Annotated in this window: 17 protein-coding genes and 1 pseudogene; 11 read left to right on the top strand and 7 right to left on the bottom strand. The window is 53.1% G+C overall.

Annotated features, from left to right (window positions below; translation table 11 throughout):
• Positions 1-15: 15 nt before the first annotated feature.
• The 3 genes from VKV29_RS14535 to VKV29_RS14545 are packed head-to-tail and all read right to left on the bottom strand — an operon-like array spanning position 16 to position 4,754.
• Positions 16-2,469, bottom strand: a complete 2,454-nt coding sequence (locus VKV29_RS14535) for a PAS domain S-box protein (RefSeq protein WP_324202040.1) — start codon at positions 2,467-2,469, stop codon at positions 16-18.
• 12 nt (positions 2,470-2,481) lie between these two features.
• The gene (locus tag VKV29_RS14540) at positions 2,482-3,363 is read right to left on the bottom strand and encodes a sugar ABC transporter permease (protein WP_324202041.1); all 882 of its coding nucleotides are present in this window, start codon (positions 3,361-3,363) and stop codon (positions 2,482-2,484) included.
• Entirely contained in the window at positions 3,360-4,754 is a 1,395-nt protein-coding gene (locus tag VKV29_RS14545) for an ABC transporter substrate-binding protein (protein ID WP_324202042.1), read from the bottom strand. Before VKV29_RS14545 ends, VKV29_RS14540 begins: the two co-directional genes overlap by 4 nt.
• 134 nt (positions 4,755-4,888) lie before the next feature.
• Here VKV29_RS14545 and VKV29_RS14550 point away from each other — a divergent pair, with 134 nt between their 5' ends.
• Positions 4,889-5,713 carry a serine hydrolase gene (locus VKV29_RS14550; RefSeq protein ID WP_324202043.1) on the top strand — a complete coding sequence of 275 codons (825 nt, stop codon included), beginning with the start codon at positions 4,889-4,891 and terminating at the stop codon, positions 5,711-5,713.
• 249 nt (positions 5,714-5,962) lie between these two features.
• On the opposite strand, the gene VKV29_RS14555 is transcribed toward VKV29_RS14550, so the two are convergent.
• Positions 5,963-6,790: a hypothetical protein gene (locus tag VKV29_RS14555; RefSeq protein WP_324202044.1), complete on the bottom strand. Its 828-nt coding sequence runs from the start codon at positions 6,788-6,790 to the stop codon at positions 5,963-5,965.
• Positions 6,791-6,906: 116 nt separating this feature from the next.
• On the opposite strand from VKV29_RS14555, the gene VKV29_RS14560 reads away from it, so the two are divergent.
• The 10 genes and pseudogenes from VKV29_RS14560 to VKV29_RS14600 all read left to right on the top strand — a co-directional run bounded on the left by VKV29_RS14560 (position 6,907) and on the right by VKV29_RS14600 (position 16,695).
• Positions 6,907-7,935, top strand: a complete 1,029-nt coding sequence (locus VKV29_RS14560) for a LacI family DNA-binding transcriptional regulator (protein WP_324202045.1) — start codon at positions 6,907-6,909, stop codon at positions 7,933-7,935.
• A 571-nt stretch (positions 7,936-8,506) separates the two neighbouring features.
• Positions 8,507-9,868: a sugar ABC transporter substrate-binding protein gene (locus tag VKV29_RS14565; protein ID WP_324202046.1), complete on the top strand. Its 1,362-nt coding sequence runs from the start codon at positions 8,507-8,509 to the stop codon at positions 9,866-9,868.
• A gap of 182 nt (positions 9,869-10,050) precedes the next feature.
• Positions 10,051-10,761 (top strand): annotated as a pseudogene (locus VKV29_RS15410) (carbohydrate ABC transporter permease); the annotation flags it as partial.
• Between the two features lie 285 nt (positions 10,762-11,046).
• On the top strand, positions 11,047-11,958 hold the full coding sequence (locus tag VKV29_RS15415) for a carbohydrate ABC transporter permease (protein ID WP_414647357.1): 912 nt from the start codon (positions 11,047-11,049) through the stop codon (positions 11,956-11,958).
• A gap of 34 nt (positions 11,959-11,992) precedes the next feature.
• Positions 11,993-13,102 (top strand): ABC transporter ATP-binding protein, encoded by a 1,110-nt coding sequence (locus tag VKV29_RS14575; RefSeq protein ID WP_324202048.1) that lies wholly within the window; start codon positions 11,993-11,995, stop codon positions 13,100-13,102.
• Complete coding sequence (locus VKV29_RS14580; RefSeq protein WP_324202049.1) at positions 13,103-13,384, top strand: hypothetical protein; 282 nt, start codon at positions 13,103-13,105, stop codon at positions 13,382-13,384.
• A complete protein-coding gene (locus VKV29_RS14585) occupies positions 13,359-13,721 on the top strand; it encodes a DUF488 domain-containing protein (protein ID WP_324202050.1) in 363 nt (120 codons plus the stop codon). Before VKV29_RS14580 ends, VKV29_RS14585 begins: the two co-directional genes overlap by 26 nt.
• Before the next feature lie 79 nt (positions 13,722-13,800).
• Positions 13,801-14,514, top strand: coding sequence for a cell division ATP-binding protein FtsE (gene ftsE / locus VKV29_RS14590; RefSeq protein ID WP_324202051.1), 714 nt, complete (start codon positions 13,801-13,803; stop codon positions 14,512-14,514).
• Positions 14,501-15,394, top strand: a complete 894-nt coding sequence (locus VKV29_RS14595; RefSeq protein WP_324202052.1) for a permease-like cell division protein FtsX — start codon at positions 14,501-14,503, stop codon at positions 15,392-15,394. The genes ftsE and VKV29_RS14595 overlap by 14 nt, the downstream gene beginning before the upstream one ends.
• 224 nt (positions 15,395-15,618) lie before the next feature.
• Entirely contained in the window at positions 15,619-16,695 is a 1,077-nt protein-coding gene (locus VKV29_RS14600; RefSeq protein WP_324202053.1) for a murein hydrolase activator EnvC family protein, read from the top strand.
• A gap of 42 nt (positions 16,696-16,737) precedes the next feature.
• Here VKV29_RS14600 and folE read toward each other — a convergent pair whose 3' ends face one another.
• The 3 genes from folE to VKV29_RS14615 are packed head-to-tail and all read right to left on the bottom strand — an operon-like array spanning position 16,738 to position 19,064.
• Positions 16,738-17,301, bottom strand: a complete 564-nt coding sequence (folE, locus tag VKV29_RS14605; protein ID WP_324202054.1) for a GTP cyclohydrolase I FolE — start codon at positions 17,299-17,301, stop codon at positions 16,738-16,740.
• Between the two features lie 2 nt (positions 17,302-17,303).
• Positions 17,304-18,101, bottom strand: a complete 798-nt coding sequence (locus VKV29_RS14610; RefSeq protein ID WP_324202055.1) for a 6-carboxytetrahydropterin synthase — start codon at positions 18,099-18,101, stop codon at positions 17,304-17,306.
• A gap of 18 nt (positions 18,102-18,119) precedes the next feature.
• Positions 18,120-19,064 carry an ABC transporter permease gene (locus VKV29_RS14615; RefSeq protein WP_324202056.1) on the bottom strand — a complete coding sequence of 315 codons (945 nt, stop codon included), beginning with the start codon at positions 19,062-19,064 and terminating at the stop codon, positions 18,120-18,122.
• Positions 19,065-19,072 lie beyond the last annotated feature (8 nt).

Raw genomic sequence — 19,072 nt, forward strand, 5'->3', positions numbered from 1 at the left:
GACGTTCTCCGTGTATTAAACAGATTTTGATTTGGCTGCATCTAGAATTTCGCGCACTCTGCGGGCTAAAGTGGAGGGTGTAAAAGGCTTTTGTAAGAAGGCGATGCCCTCATGGACGAGGCTCTGTATTTTGGTGTGCTCTTCCGTATAGCCGGATATGTAGAGCACCGGCAGGTTGGGGCGAAGGCGATATGCCTGAGACACAAGTTCAAGTCCGCTCTGTTCGGGCATAACCACATCGGTGATAAGCAGGTCAATAGGTTTTGGATATTTTGCGAGAATTTCCAGAGCTTCCTTAGGGTTTTCGGCGGTAAGAAGATGGTAGCCTTTGCGGGTTAGGGAAAGCGTTAAAGTCTGCAGCACAAGCGGCTCGTCCTCAACAAGCAGAATCGTCTCGGTGCCACTTGCCGGTGGGGAGGAAGCAGTAACAGACGACGCCTCCGGCTCCTCTTGGCTGCGCGGCAGGAAGATATGGAAAGCGGCTCCCTCTTGAGGGGCGCTATCTGCGGCGATGTATCCACCCGCTTGCCGAATGATGCCATAGCAGGTAGAAAGCCCCAGCCCGGTTCCCTTACCTACCTCTTTCGTAGTGAAGAAAGGCTCAAAGATGCGTGCCAGCACATCGGCGTTCATGCCCTCGCCATCATCTCGGAATAGGATATAGACATACTCCCCAGGTGGAATCACGGTTTGGGCGAAGGTGAGCTGGTCGGAAACGATTCTATTGTGAGTCTCGATAAGGATATGTCCGCCGTGTGGCATGGCGTCACGCGAGTTAACGGCCAGATTCATAAGCACCTGTTCCATTTGACTCCGATCCGCTTTAACCGTCCAGAGGCTGCTGCTAGGTCGAAAAGTCAGTTCGATATCCTCACCGATAATGCGTCGCAGGAGTTGCCCGATGTCTACAATAAGACGGTTAATGTCGAGATTTTGCGGACGAGTGATCTGTTTCCGGGCGAAGGCGAGAAGCTGGGAGGTAAGTTGCTTTGCGCGTTCGGCTGCTTGCAGGGCATGGTGCAGATGGGTTTGCGCTTGGACATCCGTTTGGACATGGTCTTCTAAAAGCTCTAGGTATCCTACAATGGCTGCGAGGAGGTTGTTGAAGTCATGTGCGATGCCACCGGCAAGTCTCCCGATACTTTCCATTTTCTGTGCCTGCAGCAATTGTGTCTCGAGGCGCTTACGTTCGGTGACATCGCGGGCCAAAACGATGCGGGCTTCTCTGCCGGCATAGATCGTATCGTGTGAGGTGATCTCCACGTCAAAAATAGTGCCATCTTTGCGTTTATGCCTCCAAAGGGTGGGGGGAGAATAGCCTGGTTGCAGGTGTGCAAGGCGCGCTTCCAATGCCTTCCAATCTTCCGGAGGGCGAATATCGCGGATGGTCATGTTGAGGAATTCGTCCCGACTATATCCATAGTGAGCGATCGCCGCATCGCTTACATCGAGGAACTGAAGGGTGTGGGTGTCGTAGACCCAGACGGGGTCTGGAATGCTTCTGAACAAGGAGCGATACCGCTCTTCGCTCTCTTGTAAGGAGAGTTGAATTTCCAGCCGAGTAAAGAGATGGCCGAGAGCGTTGGCGTAGAGACAGAGCAGCTTGAGGCGCTGCGGAGTAAAATGCTGCCCGGAAAGCAGGTTATCGGCACTCAGAAAGCCTATACAGCGGTTATGATTCCAAATGGAGGTAAAAACCAAAGTTCCATGACCAACCGGCTCCCCAAGAGCATTATAAAGAGTGGTATTTTCGATGACGGCGATGGCTTGGGGGCTATGCCGTATTTGATCCACAGCCTCCAGGGGAGGAATGGGGCGTCGAACGGAACGTTCATCTATGGTCTTACCTCCTTCATCTGTGCCAAAAGTGCCATGGATGAAGTTCTCTTCTTTTAGGCACCAGATGCCCAGCCTGTCGAAGCCAAGTTGTTCTCGTCCCAGCTCCACGGCAAGTTTATAGAAGGTCTCTTTATCGGGTGCAAGGGCGAGTTGATTGGTTATCTCTTGAAGGGCGGTGAGTTTCTGAGTGAAGAGGCGATCCTCTTCATGCGCTCGTTGCAGAAGCTCTTCCACGCGTTTTCGGTCGTTGATGTCGCGAAAATAGACGGAAAGCCCGTGGGAGTAGGGATAGGCGTGGACTTCAAACCAGGTTTCTAAAGGAGGGTAGAACTCTTCAAACGCGACAGAGCATCTTTCTTCAATCGCCCGATGATACTGCACATGAAATGTGGAACCGACCGCTTCGGGAAAGACCTCCCAGATATTTTGCCCAAGCAGCTGCTGGCGGGAACGGCGGAGGAGCTTTTCTGCATTGCTGTTAACGTACACAAAGCGCCAGCTCGTATCCAATGCGAAAAAAGCATCGGTGATGCTGGCCAAAATAGCCTGAGCCTGCAGGCCATCTTTATCGAGAAAGCCTTCCAGGGTTTGATGGTTTGCGGAGGTATTGGGAGCTTGCTGTTCGTTCATCCACAAACTCCTCTAATTACCGCCGTAATGCACGTGGCGTTCGCTGAATTTAAGGGCGATAAGGGTGAGGATGAGGATGACAACAAAGAGTATCCACCCCATAGCGCAGGCATAACCCATTTTATGGTAGATGAAGGCGTTATCGAAGAGGTACATGGCATAGAAATAGATAGAGCGGGCCGGAGCGCCTTGAGGCGAGATGACGTAGGGCACGGTAAAAATTTGGAGGGTACCGATGATTCCCATGATGACGTTGAAGAGGATGACCGGGGAGATCATGGGAAGGGTAACGTGAATCGTTTTTGCCCACCAGCCCGCTCCATCGAGGTCTGCGGCCTCGTAGAGTTGTCGGGGCACGTCCTGCAATCCGGCCAAATAGATCACCATGGCGTTGCCAACGCCCCATGCCGAAAGCACGACGAGCGCCGTTTTTGACCAGGCGGGGTCACCCAACCAGTTAGGCCCTTTAATGCCCAAATCCTGCAAGAAGGCGTTGAGGATGCCGTATTGTCCGTTAAATATCCATTGCCAGAGAATGGCGAGGGCTACCATGGGCACAAGGGAAGGAATGAAGAAAATAGTTCGATAAAAGGCCATCCCACGCACTTTTGTGTTTAGTAGCAGAGCCAGCGAGAGCGCCACCAGGGCGCTGATGGGCAACGCCCAAAGGGTATAGACGATCGTGTTTTGAACGGTTTGCCAGAAAATGGCGTCGTGAATGAGGTCACGATAGTTGGCAAGCCCGATGAAGACGGGAGGATGGAGAACGGAATAGTCGCAGAAGCTGAAGTAGATGGAGGCGACCACCGGGTAGAGCATGAAGGCAGTAAACCCGATGAACCAAGGTAAAACGAAGAGAAGCGCTGTACGCGTTTCGCGTCGGCTCTGTTTCATCGGTTGTCTCCGTGTGCTAGGTTGGACTGAGCCTCATACATGGCTTTTTGGCGTAAATGGAGGCGTCGAAGGTACTCATCCAATTTCGGCTGCATCTCTTGTTGTACCTCTTCGAGGGCCTGTTCGGGCGTTTTCTCCATGAGGGTTACCTCGTCTATTGCGTTAGAGAGGGCGCTGCCGTACTCCGGCCATATGCCCATCTTTGGCGGAGTGATCACGTTTTTACTATAGGCTAGTCGTACGAAAAGCTTGATATAGGGATTGGGGTGGGTCGCATAAAACTGGGGGTCTACGTGGCGAAGGGGAGAAAACTTTCTTTGAAGGCCACACAGCATTTCACTGCCCTTACGCGATTCGATGAACCGAATAAACGCAAATGCAGCGTTCGGATGTTTTGCACCACGCGGGATCACCAAAACATCCTCGTCAGCCACAGAGGTATTGGCCAAATCCGGGCGGTCGGCGGGATAGGGGAACGGCACAACGCCCCATATACGCTTTGGTTTTTCCATTTGGGGGGCAAAGCGACTTATAAAGTTGTACATCCAAACGCCCTGCAGTTCCATGGCGACCTTTCCATCGAGAAAACCGTTCTGAGGAGAGGAAAAGGTTCCGAGGCCACTTCGGAACGACTGCAGATTGCCGGGCCCATATTTTTTAGAATACGATTGTATCCATTGATAAGCGCGAACGTTACCGGGATCGGTTGCTGTGATTTTATCCGTTCCGTTCCACAGTTTTCCACCGAAGAAATAGCCCCAAGCCCAGTTCCACCATCCGGGTTCCGTGGGCAGAAAGCCGACCTTCTGTATGTTGCCGTTTGCATCACGAGTGGTGATTTTGGCGGCATCGGCATCGAGTTCTTTTATGGTCTGAGGTGGGTGGGTGATGCCGGCAGCCTGAAGCATCGCCATATTATAGTGCAGAGCGGTTGTTGCAGGTGTGCTTGGCAAAGCGTACTGATGGCCGTGATAGTGCCCCATGTCCCAGAAGACGGGGATAAAATGGTTTCGATCAAGACCGTAGCGCTTGCAATAGCTATCGAGGGGAATAATTGCGTTATCATCGGCATACTGGGCCACATTAGGGCCGTAGAGGCCGGCCACGTCGGGTGGGTCGCCACCGGCTATTGCCAGCAGCGTTTTATTCTCAATGCCACTGACGGTGAGGAGGTCTACATGAATGCGATTTTGAGATCGGTTAAACGCTTCGACCGTCTTGCGGATGGCGTCGCCCTCGAAATCGGTCCACTTCTCCCAGTAGATGACGTGGATTTTACCGTCATGGTAGGTAGGATGGGCGATCATCTCACTATAGATGGCCGTCACGACGATCAGAACGGCCAGGAGAGGCAGCCCGAAGCGATTCAGCGATAGCGGCGAACGTTTCAAGCGTGGAATTTCTCCTCAGAAAGTTTCAGACATAATGCTATTGTACCCTTCACACGGTATAAATCGGGCGTGCTTTGCGTTTGTGTGCGCCTCCTATGTCACAATGTTAGGGACGTTTGGATGGGAGGGACGCCATGCAGCAGGTTGCGCGCCTTGTGGCGCCGGATGAGCGTTTTTGGGCCGATATAGCGGCTATTGAGAGGGCTTCAACCGGAGTGCTCTGTTTTGCCGCCGAAGATTTGCAGACTGGGACCGTTGTGCACCGCAATGCAGAGCATAAATGCCGCACGGCCAGCGTCATCAAACTGCCTATTTTGGTGCATGTGGGGTTGAGCATTGAAGAGGGAAGGTTGGCGTGGGATGAGCCTTTGGTGCTGACCGACGAGGAAAAGGTGCCCGGTTCGGGCATTCTTTCGCAATTAACGGCAGGCCTACAGCTAACTTTACGCGATGTATGTGTGTTGATGATCGTCCTTTCAGATAACACCGCCACAAATATGATTATCGAGCATGTGGGCGGAGTGAACCCCATTAATGCGCGGATGCGAGCTATTGGGCTGGAGATAACAACTTGCTTTCGCAAAGTGTATGCCAGAGATGCCCTGCCCAATCCCTACGGATTAGGCGTGACGACGCCTTGGGAGATGTTGCGACTTCTTAAGATGATCGCGACCGGCAAATTAGGAAGTGAGGACTTGTGTGAAGAGTTTTTAGCTATCCTTTCCAAGCAGCACTATCGCGATTGCATCCCACGCTATCTGCCGGAGGAGTGGCGTTATGCCGGCAAGACCGGTTCGATAGACGAGGCTCGCAACGATGTGGGCATCGTGAGCGACGCCGAGGGCAACCGAGTTGCTTTGGCACTGTTCTGTCAAGACCTGCAGGTGGTACGCTGGACGGCAGATAATCCGGGTGAAGTCGCTCTGGCGCGTTTGGCAAAGCGGCTTCTTTTGGAGTAGCCAGTTCGGCTCATAAAACATAGGCAGCAGACACCCATCAGGCCATGGTGTGATCTGCCGTACATGCAGAGGCTTACACCCACGCATCGTTCTTTAACAAACCTAACAAAGAAGGGCTTTCGCCAGCGGCGAAAGGCTAGGCATCGGTAGAGATAGGTTAGGCACAAGGCCTACCCTACTATGTTTGTTTAGTCCGCAGGCACCTGCGAGAAGCCGCCGGGTTTTAGACCTTACGGAGTGTCATTGATTTTATTCGGACTTCGTTTCGACATGCCAAGGGGTATCTGCAACAGGTGCATCTTTGGGTGGAGGTGGGACAAGGTCGTAGCGCGCAAGCAGAAGGCAGGTGGCACGCGTGACAAGTTGTAGAGGAAGTGCGGGGTAAAGCAGTATCCAAGCGATGCCGGTAAGAAAGCAGAGCAGCACGAGCAGCGCGGTGATGCAGAGAAGGCCTACAGTATAGAGCGGATTCCCTAGGGTGAGAAAAAAGGAGCGGCGGATGGCAGCTAACGCTCCACGACGCGCACGTCGGCTCTCTTCGTCGAAGACCCCATTCTCCTGCAGAACCAGCAGTGGGTATTGATAGAGCAGAAGTAGCGACCAACATAGGAGAATGTAGGCCCAAAAGAGGGAAAAGAGAGAACCGAAAGGGTGATGCCAGTAAGTATAAAAAAGAAGATTTGCAAGTAATCCAAAGGTAATGACCAGCTGAAAGAGACCGAGGCGAACGGCCGCCCAGTAGTGCTGACGGAAACCTTGGAGCAAATAGACCCAAGATACCGAGCGTCCTAAGCAGATACGGTAAGCAACAAAACAGTAGCCCGCAAAAAGAGGCGGAAAAATAGGGAGTGCAAGTAGGGTAAGCAGCAGGTAGCCCGGTTTAGGTGGGAGGTGAATAAGCTTCGTGAGACTGAGGGGAACGGAGAGCAGTAAGGGGATAAGCAGACTGTGCAGGAGGCTGAAGGAGATGACAAAGCCCAGATGATCCCAAAGATCGCGCATAGCAAGGCGCAGTGCACGAAGGAGCGTGGGTCGAAAAGGGGCTTGTCCGGTTGAGGCGATCATTGTTGACTTCATCTGTTCCTTTTTGTGTGCGTTTCTCTTGACAGCGACCTTTTTTCATTGTATCATATAGGCATGTAAGGAGCGTGACAGGCGTTAGGTAAATAATAAAGAAAAGGTGACAGAAAGCTATGGGGGTTACGATTCGCGAGCTGGCAGAAGCAAGTGGGGTGGCACCATCCACCGTATCCTACGTTATCAACAACGGCCCACGTCGCATTAGCGCTCGCACACGAGCGCGTGTAGAAGAGGCCATGCGCCGCCTCAACTATACCCCCAATGCCCTGGCGCGTGGCTTGGTTCAGAAGCGCATCCACACCATTGGGGTCGTCTATACGCACTACGATCATCTGATTCCAAGCCTCTACTTTTTGGAAGTGCTGCAGGGCATTCTCGGAGCGACGATGGAGCACGACCAGAGCGTGTTGTTATTCACCGAGAGCTTGCAATGCGACGTTACAAAAAACCTCATGCGCTGGTGTGATGGGCGCTGTGATGGACTTTTAGTAGTGGCCTTGCCCCACAACACAACCGTTATAGAGGAGCTGCGTGCGCGCGAAGTGCCTTTTGTGCTGATCAACTATATGAGCGATCGCAAGGATGTGACATGCCTGGATGTGGACAACGTTTCGGCTGCACGCAATGCAGTGAACTATCTCATTCAGATGGGGCATGAACGGATTGCTATTTTTTGCGGTCAGGACAATCTAGATAGCACCCATCAGCGGCTGGCCGGTTACCGCCAGGCGATGGCAGCGGCGGGCCTTCCGGTTTGTGATACGTGGGTATTTCCCGGCAAGTATTTTGAAGAGTTCGGCTACCAGCAGGCGGAAAAGCTCCTGGCAATTCCCTTTCATGAGCGTCCCACTGCTGTGTTTTGTACCAACGATGTGTTGGCCATTGGGGCTATGAAGGCCTTTATGGAGCATGGAGTGCGGGTACCCGAGGATATTTCTCTGATCGGTTTTGACGATATTATCACGGCCTCGACCATTCAGCCTCCGCTAACAACGGTGCGGCAGCCGTTAGCTCAGATCGGTGCCCGCGCAACGGAGTTGCTTTTGGAGCAGATCGAGCAGAAGCGTGCGCCCGGCATTAAGGAGCTTCTCCCTACAGAACTGGTCATTCGGGCGACGGTGGCCAAGCCTTCATGTCGTTAACGCGCTACAATTGTGCATAACATCGCCTCGTGAAGTACCACACTGACGAGCCATGTGGCTTCCTGTTTCATCGCAGACTGCTTGACGTGTCAAGTCTACCGTTTGCTCCACAGGCATTTCGCGTGTCGGCACGTCCTGCCGCCAACATTATCGAAAACGCAACCTTGTTCGTAGGGGGCGTGGCACACCGTCACCTCGAAAGGGCAACCAACCTTGTGTTCCTAGCCCTGCTTGGTGCTCGCAAAGCGCAAACACAGGAAACTTTGCCTTCGCAGACCGGTTTGACCACTCAAACGAACAGAGCCATTCTCCCGCAAACGAAAGGAAAAGTCCTGCTAAGCAGGACGCGGTTTTTTATCCCAACGGACAAGCAGCGGGGTTTTCAAAGCGTAAATTACTATAAAATTGCGGTGTGAGGCCCCCCTGCCTTTAGGCGGAGGTATCTAACTCATAGGCTAGGGGGGTTATCGTCTTTAAGTAGACAGTAGCCGCCATCTGTGTTATAATGCCTATCAATCGGTTGAAAAACGCGGATGTGGCTTCTGTCTAATATGCCCATCTCAAGGAGGCGATGGTGAACAAAAAAGTCTTTTTTCAGGTGGCCTTTTTCTTTTCGGTCTTTTTCCTCCTCACAGGTTGCAACAGCAACTCCAACCCGTCAGGCCCGACCGTTCGAGGGGCATCGGCATTGGGGAACCACACCCTGGTTATTGCCTGGGCCCAGTGGAAGCCTTCCGACTATTTACAGACTCTCTCGGAAGATTTCACACGACAAACGGGTATCCCTGTGAAGGTTGAGCAGATTCCTTGGAGCCAGTATCAACAGAAGATACAAACGGATGTTTGGGCGGGAAAGAGTGACGCCTACGATCTCATCGTCGGGGATAGCCAGTGGTTGGGACACGGGGCAACCGAAGGCCACTATGTAGACCTAACCGATTGGTCTAAAACCAACGTTCCCTGGCAGGACTACACGGACAATATTAAGAAGTTCTATTGTGAATACAACGGCAAAATTTGGGCGCTGCCTTGCGAGGCCGATGCGCTTGGCTTTGCCTATCGCAAAGACCTCTTTGAGAACCCCACCGAGCAGGCCAATTTTAAAGCGAAATACGGGTACCCGCTTGCACCGCCTAAGACCTGGCAGCAGTTTCGTGACATTGCCGAATTTTTCACACGCCCTCAACAACACCTCTACGGTTGTGCCCTCTTCTATGCCGGGCCGGTCTCTTACGATGGGGTAACGATGGGATTTATGCAGGTTCTGTGGTGCCTCGGAGGTGAGTTCTTCGACCCAAAGACGGGCGCAGTTGAGGGCTATGTCAATTCCCCTGCCTCGGTAAAAGCGCTAGACTTCTATACCCGCGAGCTTAAGCAGTTTACGCCCCCACACTCGGAGAACTACTACTTTAACGAAACATTGGATGCCTTCAAGTCGGGCGAGGTGGCTATGGCGCTCGATTGGTTCACCTTTTTCCCCGCCTTAGTAGATAAATCTCAAAACCGCTATGCGGATGTCACCGGGTTTTTCGAATCGCCTGCCGGTCCGGCCGGACACTGGATCAGCCTTGGCGGCCAGGGCATCTCCATCTCCGCCTACTCAAAACACATTGACGAGGCAAAAAAGTTTCTGGCATGGTTCTCCAGTGAAGATACCCAGCGAAAGTGGGCCTTGCTTGGTGGTCTTACCTGCAATAGCAAAGTCCTCAGCAGCCCAGAGTTTCTAAATGCCACTCCCTTTAATAGGGTGTTTGCCGAAAGTGTGCCTCTATTACGCGATTTCTACAACAACCCCGCCTATGCAGACCTCCTCAATGTGACACAAGAGGAGTTTAACGCGGCTGCCACAGGCCAAGTAACAGCGCAACAGGCGATGGATATCGTGGCCCAGAAACATACAGAGATACTGAAACGCGCCGGTTTGTTGAAATAGAGGCGAGGAGATAGGTGAAAGCTCTTATAAAGGACGGCATAGACGCGCAGGCTCGTTCTTTGAAAGGCCGATTGAGCGATCGCACCGTGGCGAATCTCTTCCTGATTCCTACGGTGATTCTGTTGTTGGCCATCAACATCTTTCCGCTACTCTGGTCGCTCTTTCTCTCGTTTTGTGAATATGTGGACACGGCTAGTATTCCCCCACGTTGGGTAGGGACGGCCAATTATCATCAGATTCTTCATAGCACCGATATTTGGAACACTTTTCAGGTTACAGCACGTTTCACGCTGCTCGCCATTGGGGTAGAGTTAGCTGTCGGGTTTGGAATGGCGCTACTGCTGCATCGTACGTTTCGTGCACGTGGCATGATAACCACGCTTCTTCTGGTGCCGATGATGCTTTCGCCCGTGGTGGTGGGCCTGTTTTGGAACTATATGTTTCAGTCGTCGAATGGCCTAATCAACTGGCTGTTACAGCAAGCGCACCTTCAAAACCCGCTTGCGCCAGCAGATTGGCTTAATAATCCACAAAATGCGCTTTGGTCTCTCGTCATCGTAGATGCCTGGATGTGGTCGCCCTTTGTCATGCTCATCGCGCTGGCCGGGCTACAGTCGGTGCCACCCCATCTCTACGAGGCCGCCGATGTGGACCGAGCCTCGCCCTGGTTCAAGTTCCGTTATATTACACTGCCTATGGTCGGTCCACTCCTGCTCATCGCACTGCTCTTCCGAACCATTGACTGCTTCAAACTGTTTGACATTGTGTATGTGCTAACAGGGGGCGGGCCGGGAACCTCAACTCAGACCGTCTCTTATCGGCTGTTTAAACTAGCTTTCGACTCGCATCGCACCGGCTTAGCCTGCGCCCTCGCCTATGTCATCTTGCTGCTGATCATCGGGTTGACGAATCTGTTCATAAAGTACCTCGGTCGCCTTCGTGGAGAAGGCATCGCAGATGCGGAGAGTCTCTGGCAACTACTTCAGGTCAAGGCCGCTCCCATCCCCGGATTACGATGGCTACTGGAGACTCCGGGGCGATCCATAACGATAGTAGTGGGAATGGGAGTTCTATGGTATGGTCTGATGGCCCTTCGAACACACCAATGGCCAACTCCATTGCTCGTATTTGTAGGCCTGGTTGCCCTTGTTGGATTTGTGGCGTTAGGCGTAAGTAGACTGCCGCAACTGTTACGCAATCTGCTGGCGTACGGGGCTATCGGGATCGTGGTGGTGGTGTATCTTCTTCCTATCTACTGGATCGTTGTAACGAGCATTACCCCTCCGAGCCTCATAGCCGCACTCACTCCACGACTTATTCCAACCCATTTGGCAAGGCCGGATGAACCGTTGACGAAAGAGACTGTGTTCTTTGGAGCGACCTTTCAAAACTACAGTATGCTGATTTTTCAACATGAGGGCAACGAACCATCGGGCCGTATCTTAGGGTTGTCGGATTTTCCTCTGCAGATCGGCAACAGCCTCCTCATAGGCATACTATCCACTCTATTTTCAGTGGGGCTGGGAACGATGGCGGCCTATGCGTTCGCCCGTTTTCGGATCAAAGCCGGTGGCGATCTGTTGTTTTTCGTTTTAAGCACGCGCATGCTACCTGCCATTGCGGTGGTGATACCGATTTTTCTTATGTATCGTGCGCTTGGGCTGCTTGGCACGCGCACCGGCCTCGTGCTGCTCTACACGGTTTTCAACCTCTCTTTTTCGACATACCTGTTAAAAGGATTTTTCGACGATATCCCCCACGAATACGACGACGCGGGGTTGCTGGATGGGTATACGCGGCTACAAGTCTTTCGCAAAATCTCTTTGCCGCAGGCTGTAACGGGGATTGCGGCAACCGCCGTGTTTTGTTTTATAACCGCCTGGAATGAGTTCGCGTTTGCACAGATACTCTCTACCCAATCGCCCCTTACCGCGCCTCCTTCTATTGTGTCGCGTACGGGGGCTGGGGGAACCGATTGGGGGCAGATCGCAGCGGGAACGGTTATCTTTCTCATCCCTGTGACGCTCTTTACGTTTGCGATGCGAAAACATCTACTGCGAGGGGTTACGTTCGGGGCAATTAAGCGATAAACGAAAAGATAAGCGTTTAACTAGAGGAGTCGGTATGGCTTCGGTTGAGGTGAGGAATCTCGTAAAGCGGTTCGATCAGAACGTTGCAGTCAATCGGGTCAATTTATTGGTTCCAGATGGGACGTTTCAGGTTTTTCTGGGACCGTCGGGCTGTGGCAAGACGACGACGCTTCGCTGCATTGCGGGCTTGGAGCTGCCCGATGAGGGGCAGATATTTATAGATGGGCAGGATGTTACCAAATGGCCGCCGTCGGCAAGGGATATTGCGATGGTCTTTCAGCAGTATGCCATTTACCCACATATGACGGTCGCGGAGAACCTTGCCTTTCCCTTGAAGGCTGTAAGAACGCCGCGGGAGGTGATTCGGGAGCGTGTGCAGGAGACGGCGCGTAAGCTACACATCGAGCGCCTACTCGACCGCAAGCCTGGAAAACTTTCTGGCGGAGAGATGCAACGGGTAGCCATCGGCCGTGCTATCGTGCGGCGGCCAAAGGTGTTTTTAATGGATGAACCGCTTTCTAACCTGGATGCGAAGCTAAGAACGGAGATGCGAGCCGAGATTAAGCGCTTACAGACCGATTTGGGGGCAACGACTATCTACGTAACGCACGACCAGTTAGAAGCGATGAGTATGGCCGACCGCATTGCCGTGATGTATGGAGGCATCATTCAGCAGAACGATACTCCGGCCAACGTCTACAACCATCCGGTCAATCTCTTTGTGGCGGGTTTTATCGGTTCTCCTGCAATGAACTTCGTGCCCTGCTCTCTCTCTGATGACCGCAAGGCTCTGATTCTGAAGGGCGGAATCGCATTGGGGATACAGGCAGAGGCTCGCTTACGGTTTCGTGAGGTGCCTACGCAGAAGCCGCTCATCCTTGGGGTGCGCCCGGAGGATGTTCTCTTACGCTCCGATGCTCCCCCTGACTTCGAGCCGGTGGAGGTCTATTTAGTGGAGCCTTTAGGAGCCGAGACCATTGTGGATGTAAGCCTTGGGCCGCATATTTTTAAAGTGCGAGGTGGCCCCACGTTTCGGGCGCAGATAGGGCAGCGCCTCTATATGCGTATTGAGCAGTGCCGAGCGCACCTGTTCGATGCAGAAACGACGCTTTGCCTCACCAATTCCGGGGGGGTGGAGAGTTAGATGCTTGCGGGGCGCTTCGCACAGTTTATGGAGTTCCTCTCTCTGTTGCTCATCGTTTTTGGCATCTTTGCGCTTTGCCAATGGTTTTCTCTGGCTTTGTACAGCCATGGCTTGGCGATACTTTTTTTAGGCTGGGTAGGCTACTCCATCTGGTCGCATCGAAAACCGGTACGACCGGACTTTGCCGAGGGCAACCCGCAAAAGACCATTGACGGCCGACCGCCTTTAGAAGTAACGATAGCCGGAGGGGTGGGCAGTGATCAAAGTGAAACGTGTGTATGATCCAGAAGAGCCAGATGACGGGAAGCGTTATTTGGTGGAACGCTTGTGGCCGCGAGGGGTCAAGCGAGATGCGCTTCATCTCTATGGCTGGCTAAAGGATTTAGCTCCGTCAACCGAGTTGCGACGGTGGTTTGGGCATGATCCCTCGAAGTGGCAGCAGTTTCAGCAGCGTTATCGCTCTGAGCTGGAGCAGGCCGATGCCATCGCAATAAAGGAGTTAATCACAGCGGCTAAGGCGGGCAACATTACACTGCTTTACAGTGCGCGCGATAGGGAACACAACAACGCGCTCGTGCTAAAATCCTTTTTAGAGGAGCAACTAGAGGTGAAGGGTTGACAGAAAGCTAGAAAAAATGTCTTAATCTGTTATCCTCGCAGCAAGAAAGCGGCTTCCCGGAAGCTAGCTCTGAAGGCTTATGATCGAGCTCCGCAATGTATCGGTGATCTATCCGGAAGGAGTTCCCGCGTTATCACACATCAATCTCTGTGTGAAACGGGGGGAGTTCGTTTTTGTGGTGGGGCCGAGCGGCGCGGGCAAATCCACACTGCTAAAGCTGCTCTATCGCGCCGAGGTACCCACACAAGGGGAGGTCATCGTAGATGGCATTAGCGTAAGCGCCCTTCGACCGCGCGACATCCCCTTTTTCCGTCGCCGTTTGGGAGTGGTGTTTCAAGATTTTGGGCTGTTGCCCGATCGCACAGTTTATGAAAACGTGGCCTTCGCACTGCGGGTTATTGGGGCCGGGTGCAGCCAAATTAGGCAACGTGTGCCCAGGGTATTGGAAATGGTGGGACTAGCCAGTCGCCCCGATGCCTTCCCACACCAGCTTTCCGGAGGTGAGCAGCAACGTGTAGCCATCGCACGCGCTCTGGTCAACGAACCACACCTTCTGCTTGCCGATGAGCCAACCGGCAATCTAGACCCCGAAACCTCGGCGGGCATCGTTGACCTGTTAGCCTACATCAATGGGCACAATGGGACGACGGTGGTGGTGGCCACGCACGATGTGGCGATCGTAAACCGCTTGCAGCGCCGTGTGGTCGAGTTTTCCGATGGAAGATTGGTGCGGGACGATTCACAAGGCGCATATGCAACCGTTATCGTGAGAGGAGACAATGAGGTTCGATAGTCTCTTTTTCCTCATACAAGAGGCGTGGTTGAACATCCGTAGGCATGGCCTGATGTCGTTGGCAGCTTTAGGGACGGTGACGGTGGCCCTCACCGTGTTTGGAGGGTGCTTGTGGTTGGGGTTTCGCATCAATGAGTACATCGCTGCACAGCCCCAGAAGTTCAACGAGATCGATCTTTTCTTACGTGTGAACGTACCGAGGGACAAAGTCATTGCCTTGCAGCATCAGATTGAGGCGCTGCCAACCGTAGCCTCGGTACATTTGGTGACGAAAGAGGAGGCGTGGTCGCTTCTGGAGCACGAGGAACCAAAACTGACCCAAGCCATGCCGATGAACCCCTTAATGGACAAGCTGACCGTGCAGGCGCGCAATAGCGCCGATGTTGGTAGGTTGGCGGCTTTCTTCCGCAATAAAAAGCATTTTCCTCAACTGCAACAGGTGAACGACGCCAATGCAGAAGTGCAGATGCTAAGAGGGTTTGAACGCATGGTGCGTGTTTTAGGGGGAACAGCGGCGATCGCGCTTTTCGTAGCAACCCTGTTTAGCGTTCAGAACGTTATCCGCCTAACGGTGTTTGCCCGCCGACGCGAAATTCGCATCATGCAACTCGTTGGGGCGACCGCCTCCTTCATCCGTTTTCCACTGCTGTTAGAGGGGGCTTTCCACGGCGTTCTAGGGGGAACCATCGCCGCGAGTTTGCTCATTTTTGCGGCACGTCAGGTAAGTAGTTTTGTAAGCAGCCTACATTCACCACTTGTAGGAGACATTCCCTCGCAGATAACACCCGTCGAGGTGATCGTCGGACTTATCTGTACGGGGGCCTTTATCGGCATCATAGGAAGTCAGCTCGCAATTCATCGGTTTTTGAGGCAAACATGAGACACGCCTCCTCTATCCTCCTCATCTTCTGCCTATTCCTGTGCTCTTTGGCCGGGCGTAGCTGCATTGGGTCTCCTGGTCGTCATCTATCGCACCCTACGAGGCCGTTGAAACGGTCTCACAAAAAGGCTCAGAAGATAACGGCTGAGCTTGCACGCGAAGCGATTAGAAAAAAACAGCAATTGGCCTCTCAGCTGCACGGGTTACGAGGTCATATCGCTGTAGTGCGTGCAAAAATTCATGCCACAAAGGTGAGAGAGCACCATCTGCACGTCGTCCTGCACGTAACCAAGCAACAGGTAGATGCGGCGCGTGCGCGTCTGCAGGATGTTAGCGACCGGATGAGCGCCCTAGAACATCAGCATCAGAGGGTGTTGGAACATTTAGCGGCCACCCAGAAGAGACTGGCTTTTCAACGAAAAATGTTGGCCGAGCGCATCCGTGAGAACTATATGCGGGGCCAGATAAGCTACGCGGAGGTTTTATTGCGGGCGGCCAGCGTTTCCGACCTTCTGTCGCGCGGAGTTTATGTGCGGCAGATCGTTCGGAGCGATATGGCCCTGATCAACTCGGTGCAGCGCGATATCGTGCAGATTCAAATAGATAAGCGTCGGTTGGAGGCCCAAGAGGCTCAGCAACAGCAGCTCGCCGCGCTTTATGAGCGGCGGAAGAAAGAGTACTTGGCGCTGCAGTGGCAGCAAGAGGAGGCTTTGAGCCACACAGTAGCCCTGAGAACGCAAGAAGAGGAGGAATTAGACGAGCTGGAAGGCGAGGCCGAGGCGATGACGGCGCGAATTCAGTTTCTATCTGGGCTGTTGGAAGAACGACGCCGTGAGGAGGAGGCCGCCTGGCGTGCGGCGCATCCCAATGCTCCGAGGCGTGAGTTGCGCCAAGCCGAGGAGCATTTTGCTATTGCCCCCATCTGGCGAGGGGAGCTGATAAAACCTGTGAATGGAGTGATCACCTCGGAGTTTGGAATGCGCTATCACCCGATTCTACACCGCTATCGCATGCATACCGGTGTGGATATCGCAGCACCTGAGGGAACGCCCATTCATGCGGCAGGAGACGGCACTGTTATTGTGGCCTCCTATTTGAACGGCTACGGTTATACGGTGGTAATAGACCATGGGCGCGGCTTGACAACTCTCTATGGTCACTGCTCCGAGTTGTTGGTGCATGTAGGCGAGACGGTGCATCAGGGGCAAGTTATCGCGCGTGTGGGCGCCACCGGTTTGGCAACTGGTCCGCATTGCCATTTTGAGGTGCGAGTAGACGGAAAGCCTGTCAAACCGTTCTAGTGGGAGTGCCTCTAGGAAGCGGTTATATAGGACTTGGTTTTTTCATGTCTCCTTGAGGTCGAGGAGGTTCATGAACTCCATTCGTGTACTACGGTCGGTTCGGAAGACGCCCAACACGTGACTTGTTACCATATCGCTGCTCTTCTTTTCCACTCCACGTGCCATCATGCAGAGATGCTTTGCTTGCAGAACAACCCCCACTCCTTTCGGTTTGAGAATCTCTTGTACGGCCTCGGCGATCTGCACCGTGAGACGTTCCTGAACTTGTAACCTGCGGGCAAACATTTCGGTGATGCGAGCGAGTTTGGAAAGCCCGATAATTCGCCCGTCCGGGATATAGGCGATATTGGCGTGGCCGAAGAAGGGAAAGAGGTGGTGTTCGCACATTGAAAAGAACTCGATGCCTCGTACAATGACCATGTCGTCAGAATCGGCCTTAAAAATGGCACCGTTAACGATGTCCTCTAGGTTCATTCGATAGCCGCGTGTAACAAATCGCATGGCTTCAGCAGCGCGATGCGGAGTTTTGATAAGCCCTTCACGTTCTGGGTCTTCGCCTATCTCTTCAAGAAGTGAGGCGTAAATCTCTTCAAGTTTCGATTTCATTGTTATTCCTTTTGATCTGCTTCTGAGTACTCGAATAGGTTGCGCGGCGTCTCGTAAAGACGCAACCGATAGAGACGCGCCGGCGTCGGAATGCACGGGCGCAAGCGCTCCCATATGGTTTTTACGATCATCTCCGCCGAAGGTACCACATGAGCGAACTCTGGCACATCTAAATTGAGATAGCGATGATCGTAGCGAGAGAGGACTTCGCGCTCTACAATCGCATCAAGGCATTCCGGTGGAAGCACTCGGCCGGTTGTCGGGTTGATGGGGCCACAGATCGTTACTTCGAGTTCGTAATTATGCCCATGTCCGTTGGGGTTGTTGCATTTCCCGAACAGATCACGATTCTCTTCTTCTGACAGATGATCGCTATGAAGACGATGAGAGGCAGAGAACTCATAGATTTTTGTCAGGAGCATGTTGGCAGCCTCCGTAAGTTGAGAGAACCACTCGGTGTAGAGGACGGGAGTTGGTTGAAGCCGTATGGAGTGCAGTTGCACTTCAGAAGGGAGAAGCGGCTGGATGGTTTCGGCGATATAGGTGGCGATATTTTCCGGGGTTGCCGGTTGCGTTTGGAAAAACGATATACGGTCATTCAAGCATTTCCCATCTATTTGGTTGAGAACGCGCTCTTTTACAATACGATCCAGCTCTTTGATATTGACAAGTAATCCGGTGCGTTCGTTGATAGGGCCCCTTACCGCTACATCGAGGGTGTAGGTATTTCCGGTTAGCTCCGAGTTGGGAAGTTCTCGGTGAGCGGCAGCAAAATAGAGACGGCGCGTCATTATCAGCATGGGTGCTTCATTCCTCCATTATTCTTTACGATAGGGGCGACCAAGTGCTGCAGGGGCACGCGTGGAGCGGCTGCTGCCGAAGAGAATAAGCATGGTGACGACGTAGGGAAGAGCAAGGAAAAGTTGATACGGAAAATGGTCGAGGTTAAGCCGATGCAAGAACATGGTGAGATGTAGGGTTGCAGCTGTATGGCGATAGAGTGTGTCGAAGCCAAGCGTCTGGGCTTGAAACTGCAGAGAATTGGTGAAACCGAACAGCAGCGAGGCCACCAGGCAGCCGATAGGGTTCCAGCGGCCTGCTGTGACGATGGCGAGGGCGATAAAGCCCTTACCTGCCGACATGTTCGGCACGAAGGTGTTGGAGTCGGCAACGGAGAGAAAGGCGCCGGCAATACCGGCCATCGCGCCATCAAAAATAAGGGCAATGGCGCGTGTTCTGCGAACGGAGATGCCGGCTGCGTCGGCTGCAAGCGGCTGTTCGCCGCAGGCGCGCAGCTCAAGCCCACTGCGCGTAGAGTAGAGCCACCACCAAACAAAGGCAACGGCAGGTAGAGAGAGCGGTGTAAGGATGGTTACCGTGTGATGGATGAGGGGAAGCTGGGAAGTAATAAGGCTTTTATCGTGTAAGGCGAAAAGAAAGCGGTAGAGCGTGCCCGTGATGCCAAGCGCAAAGAGGTTAAAAACGACCCCGGTAACAACTTGGTCAGCATGCAACACAAGAGCGAAAAAGCCGAATAACAGTGCGAAAGCGATGCCGGTTAACATGCCGATACCTACACCGATATAAGGGTTTCCGATATGATACGTTGCGAAGCTGGCGGTGAAGGCGCTTGTGAGTAAGATGCCTTCTAGCCCCACATTGATGACCCCGGCCCGTTGGGCTACCGTTTCGCCGAGTGCGGTATAGAGAAGGGGGGTCGTCTCCGCCAAGGTACCTAGGAGAACTCCTGCAACGATGCTCATTTCTGTTT

This window comes from Chthonomonas sp., from assembly GCF_035294165.1.
Lineage (GTDB): Bacteria > Armatimonadota > Chthonomonadetes > Chthonomonadales > Chthonomonadaceae > Chthonomonas.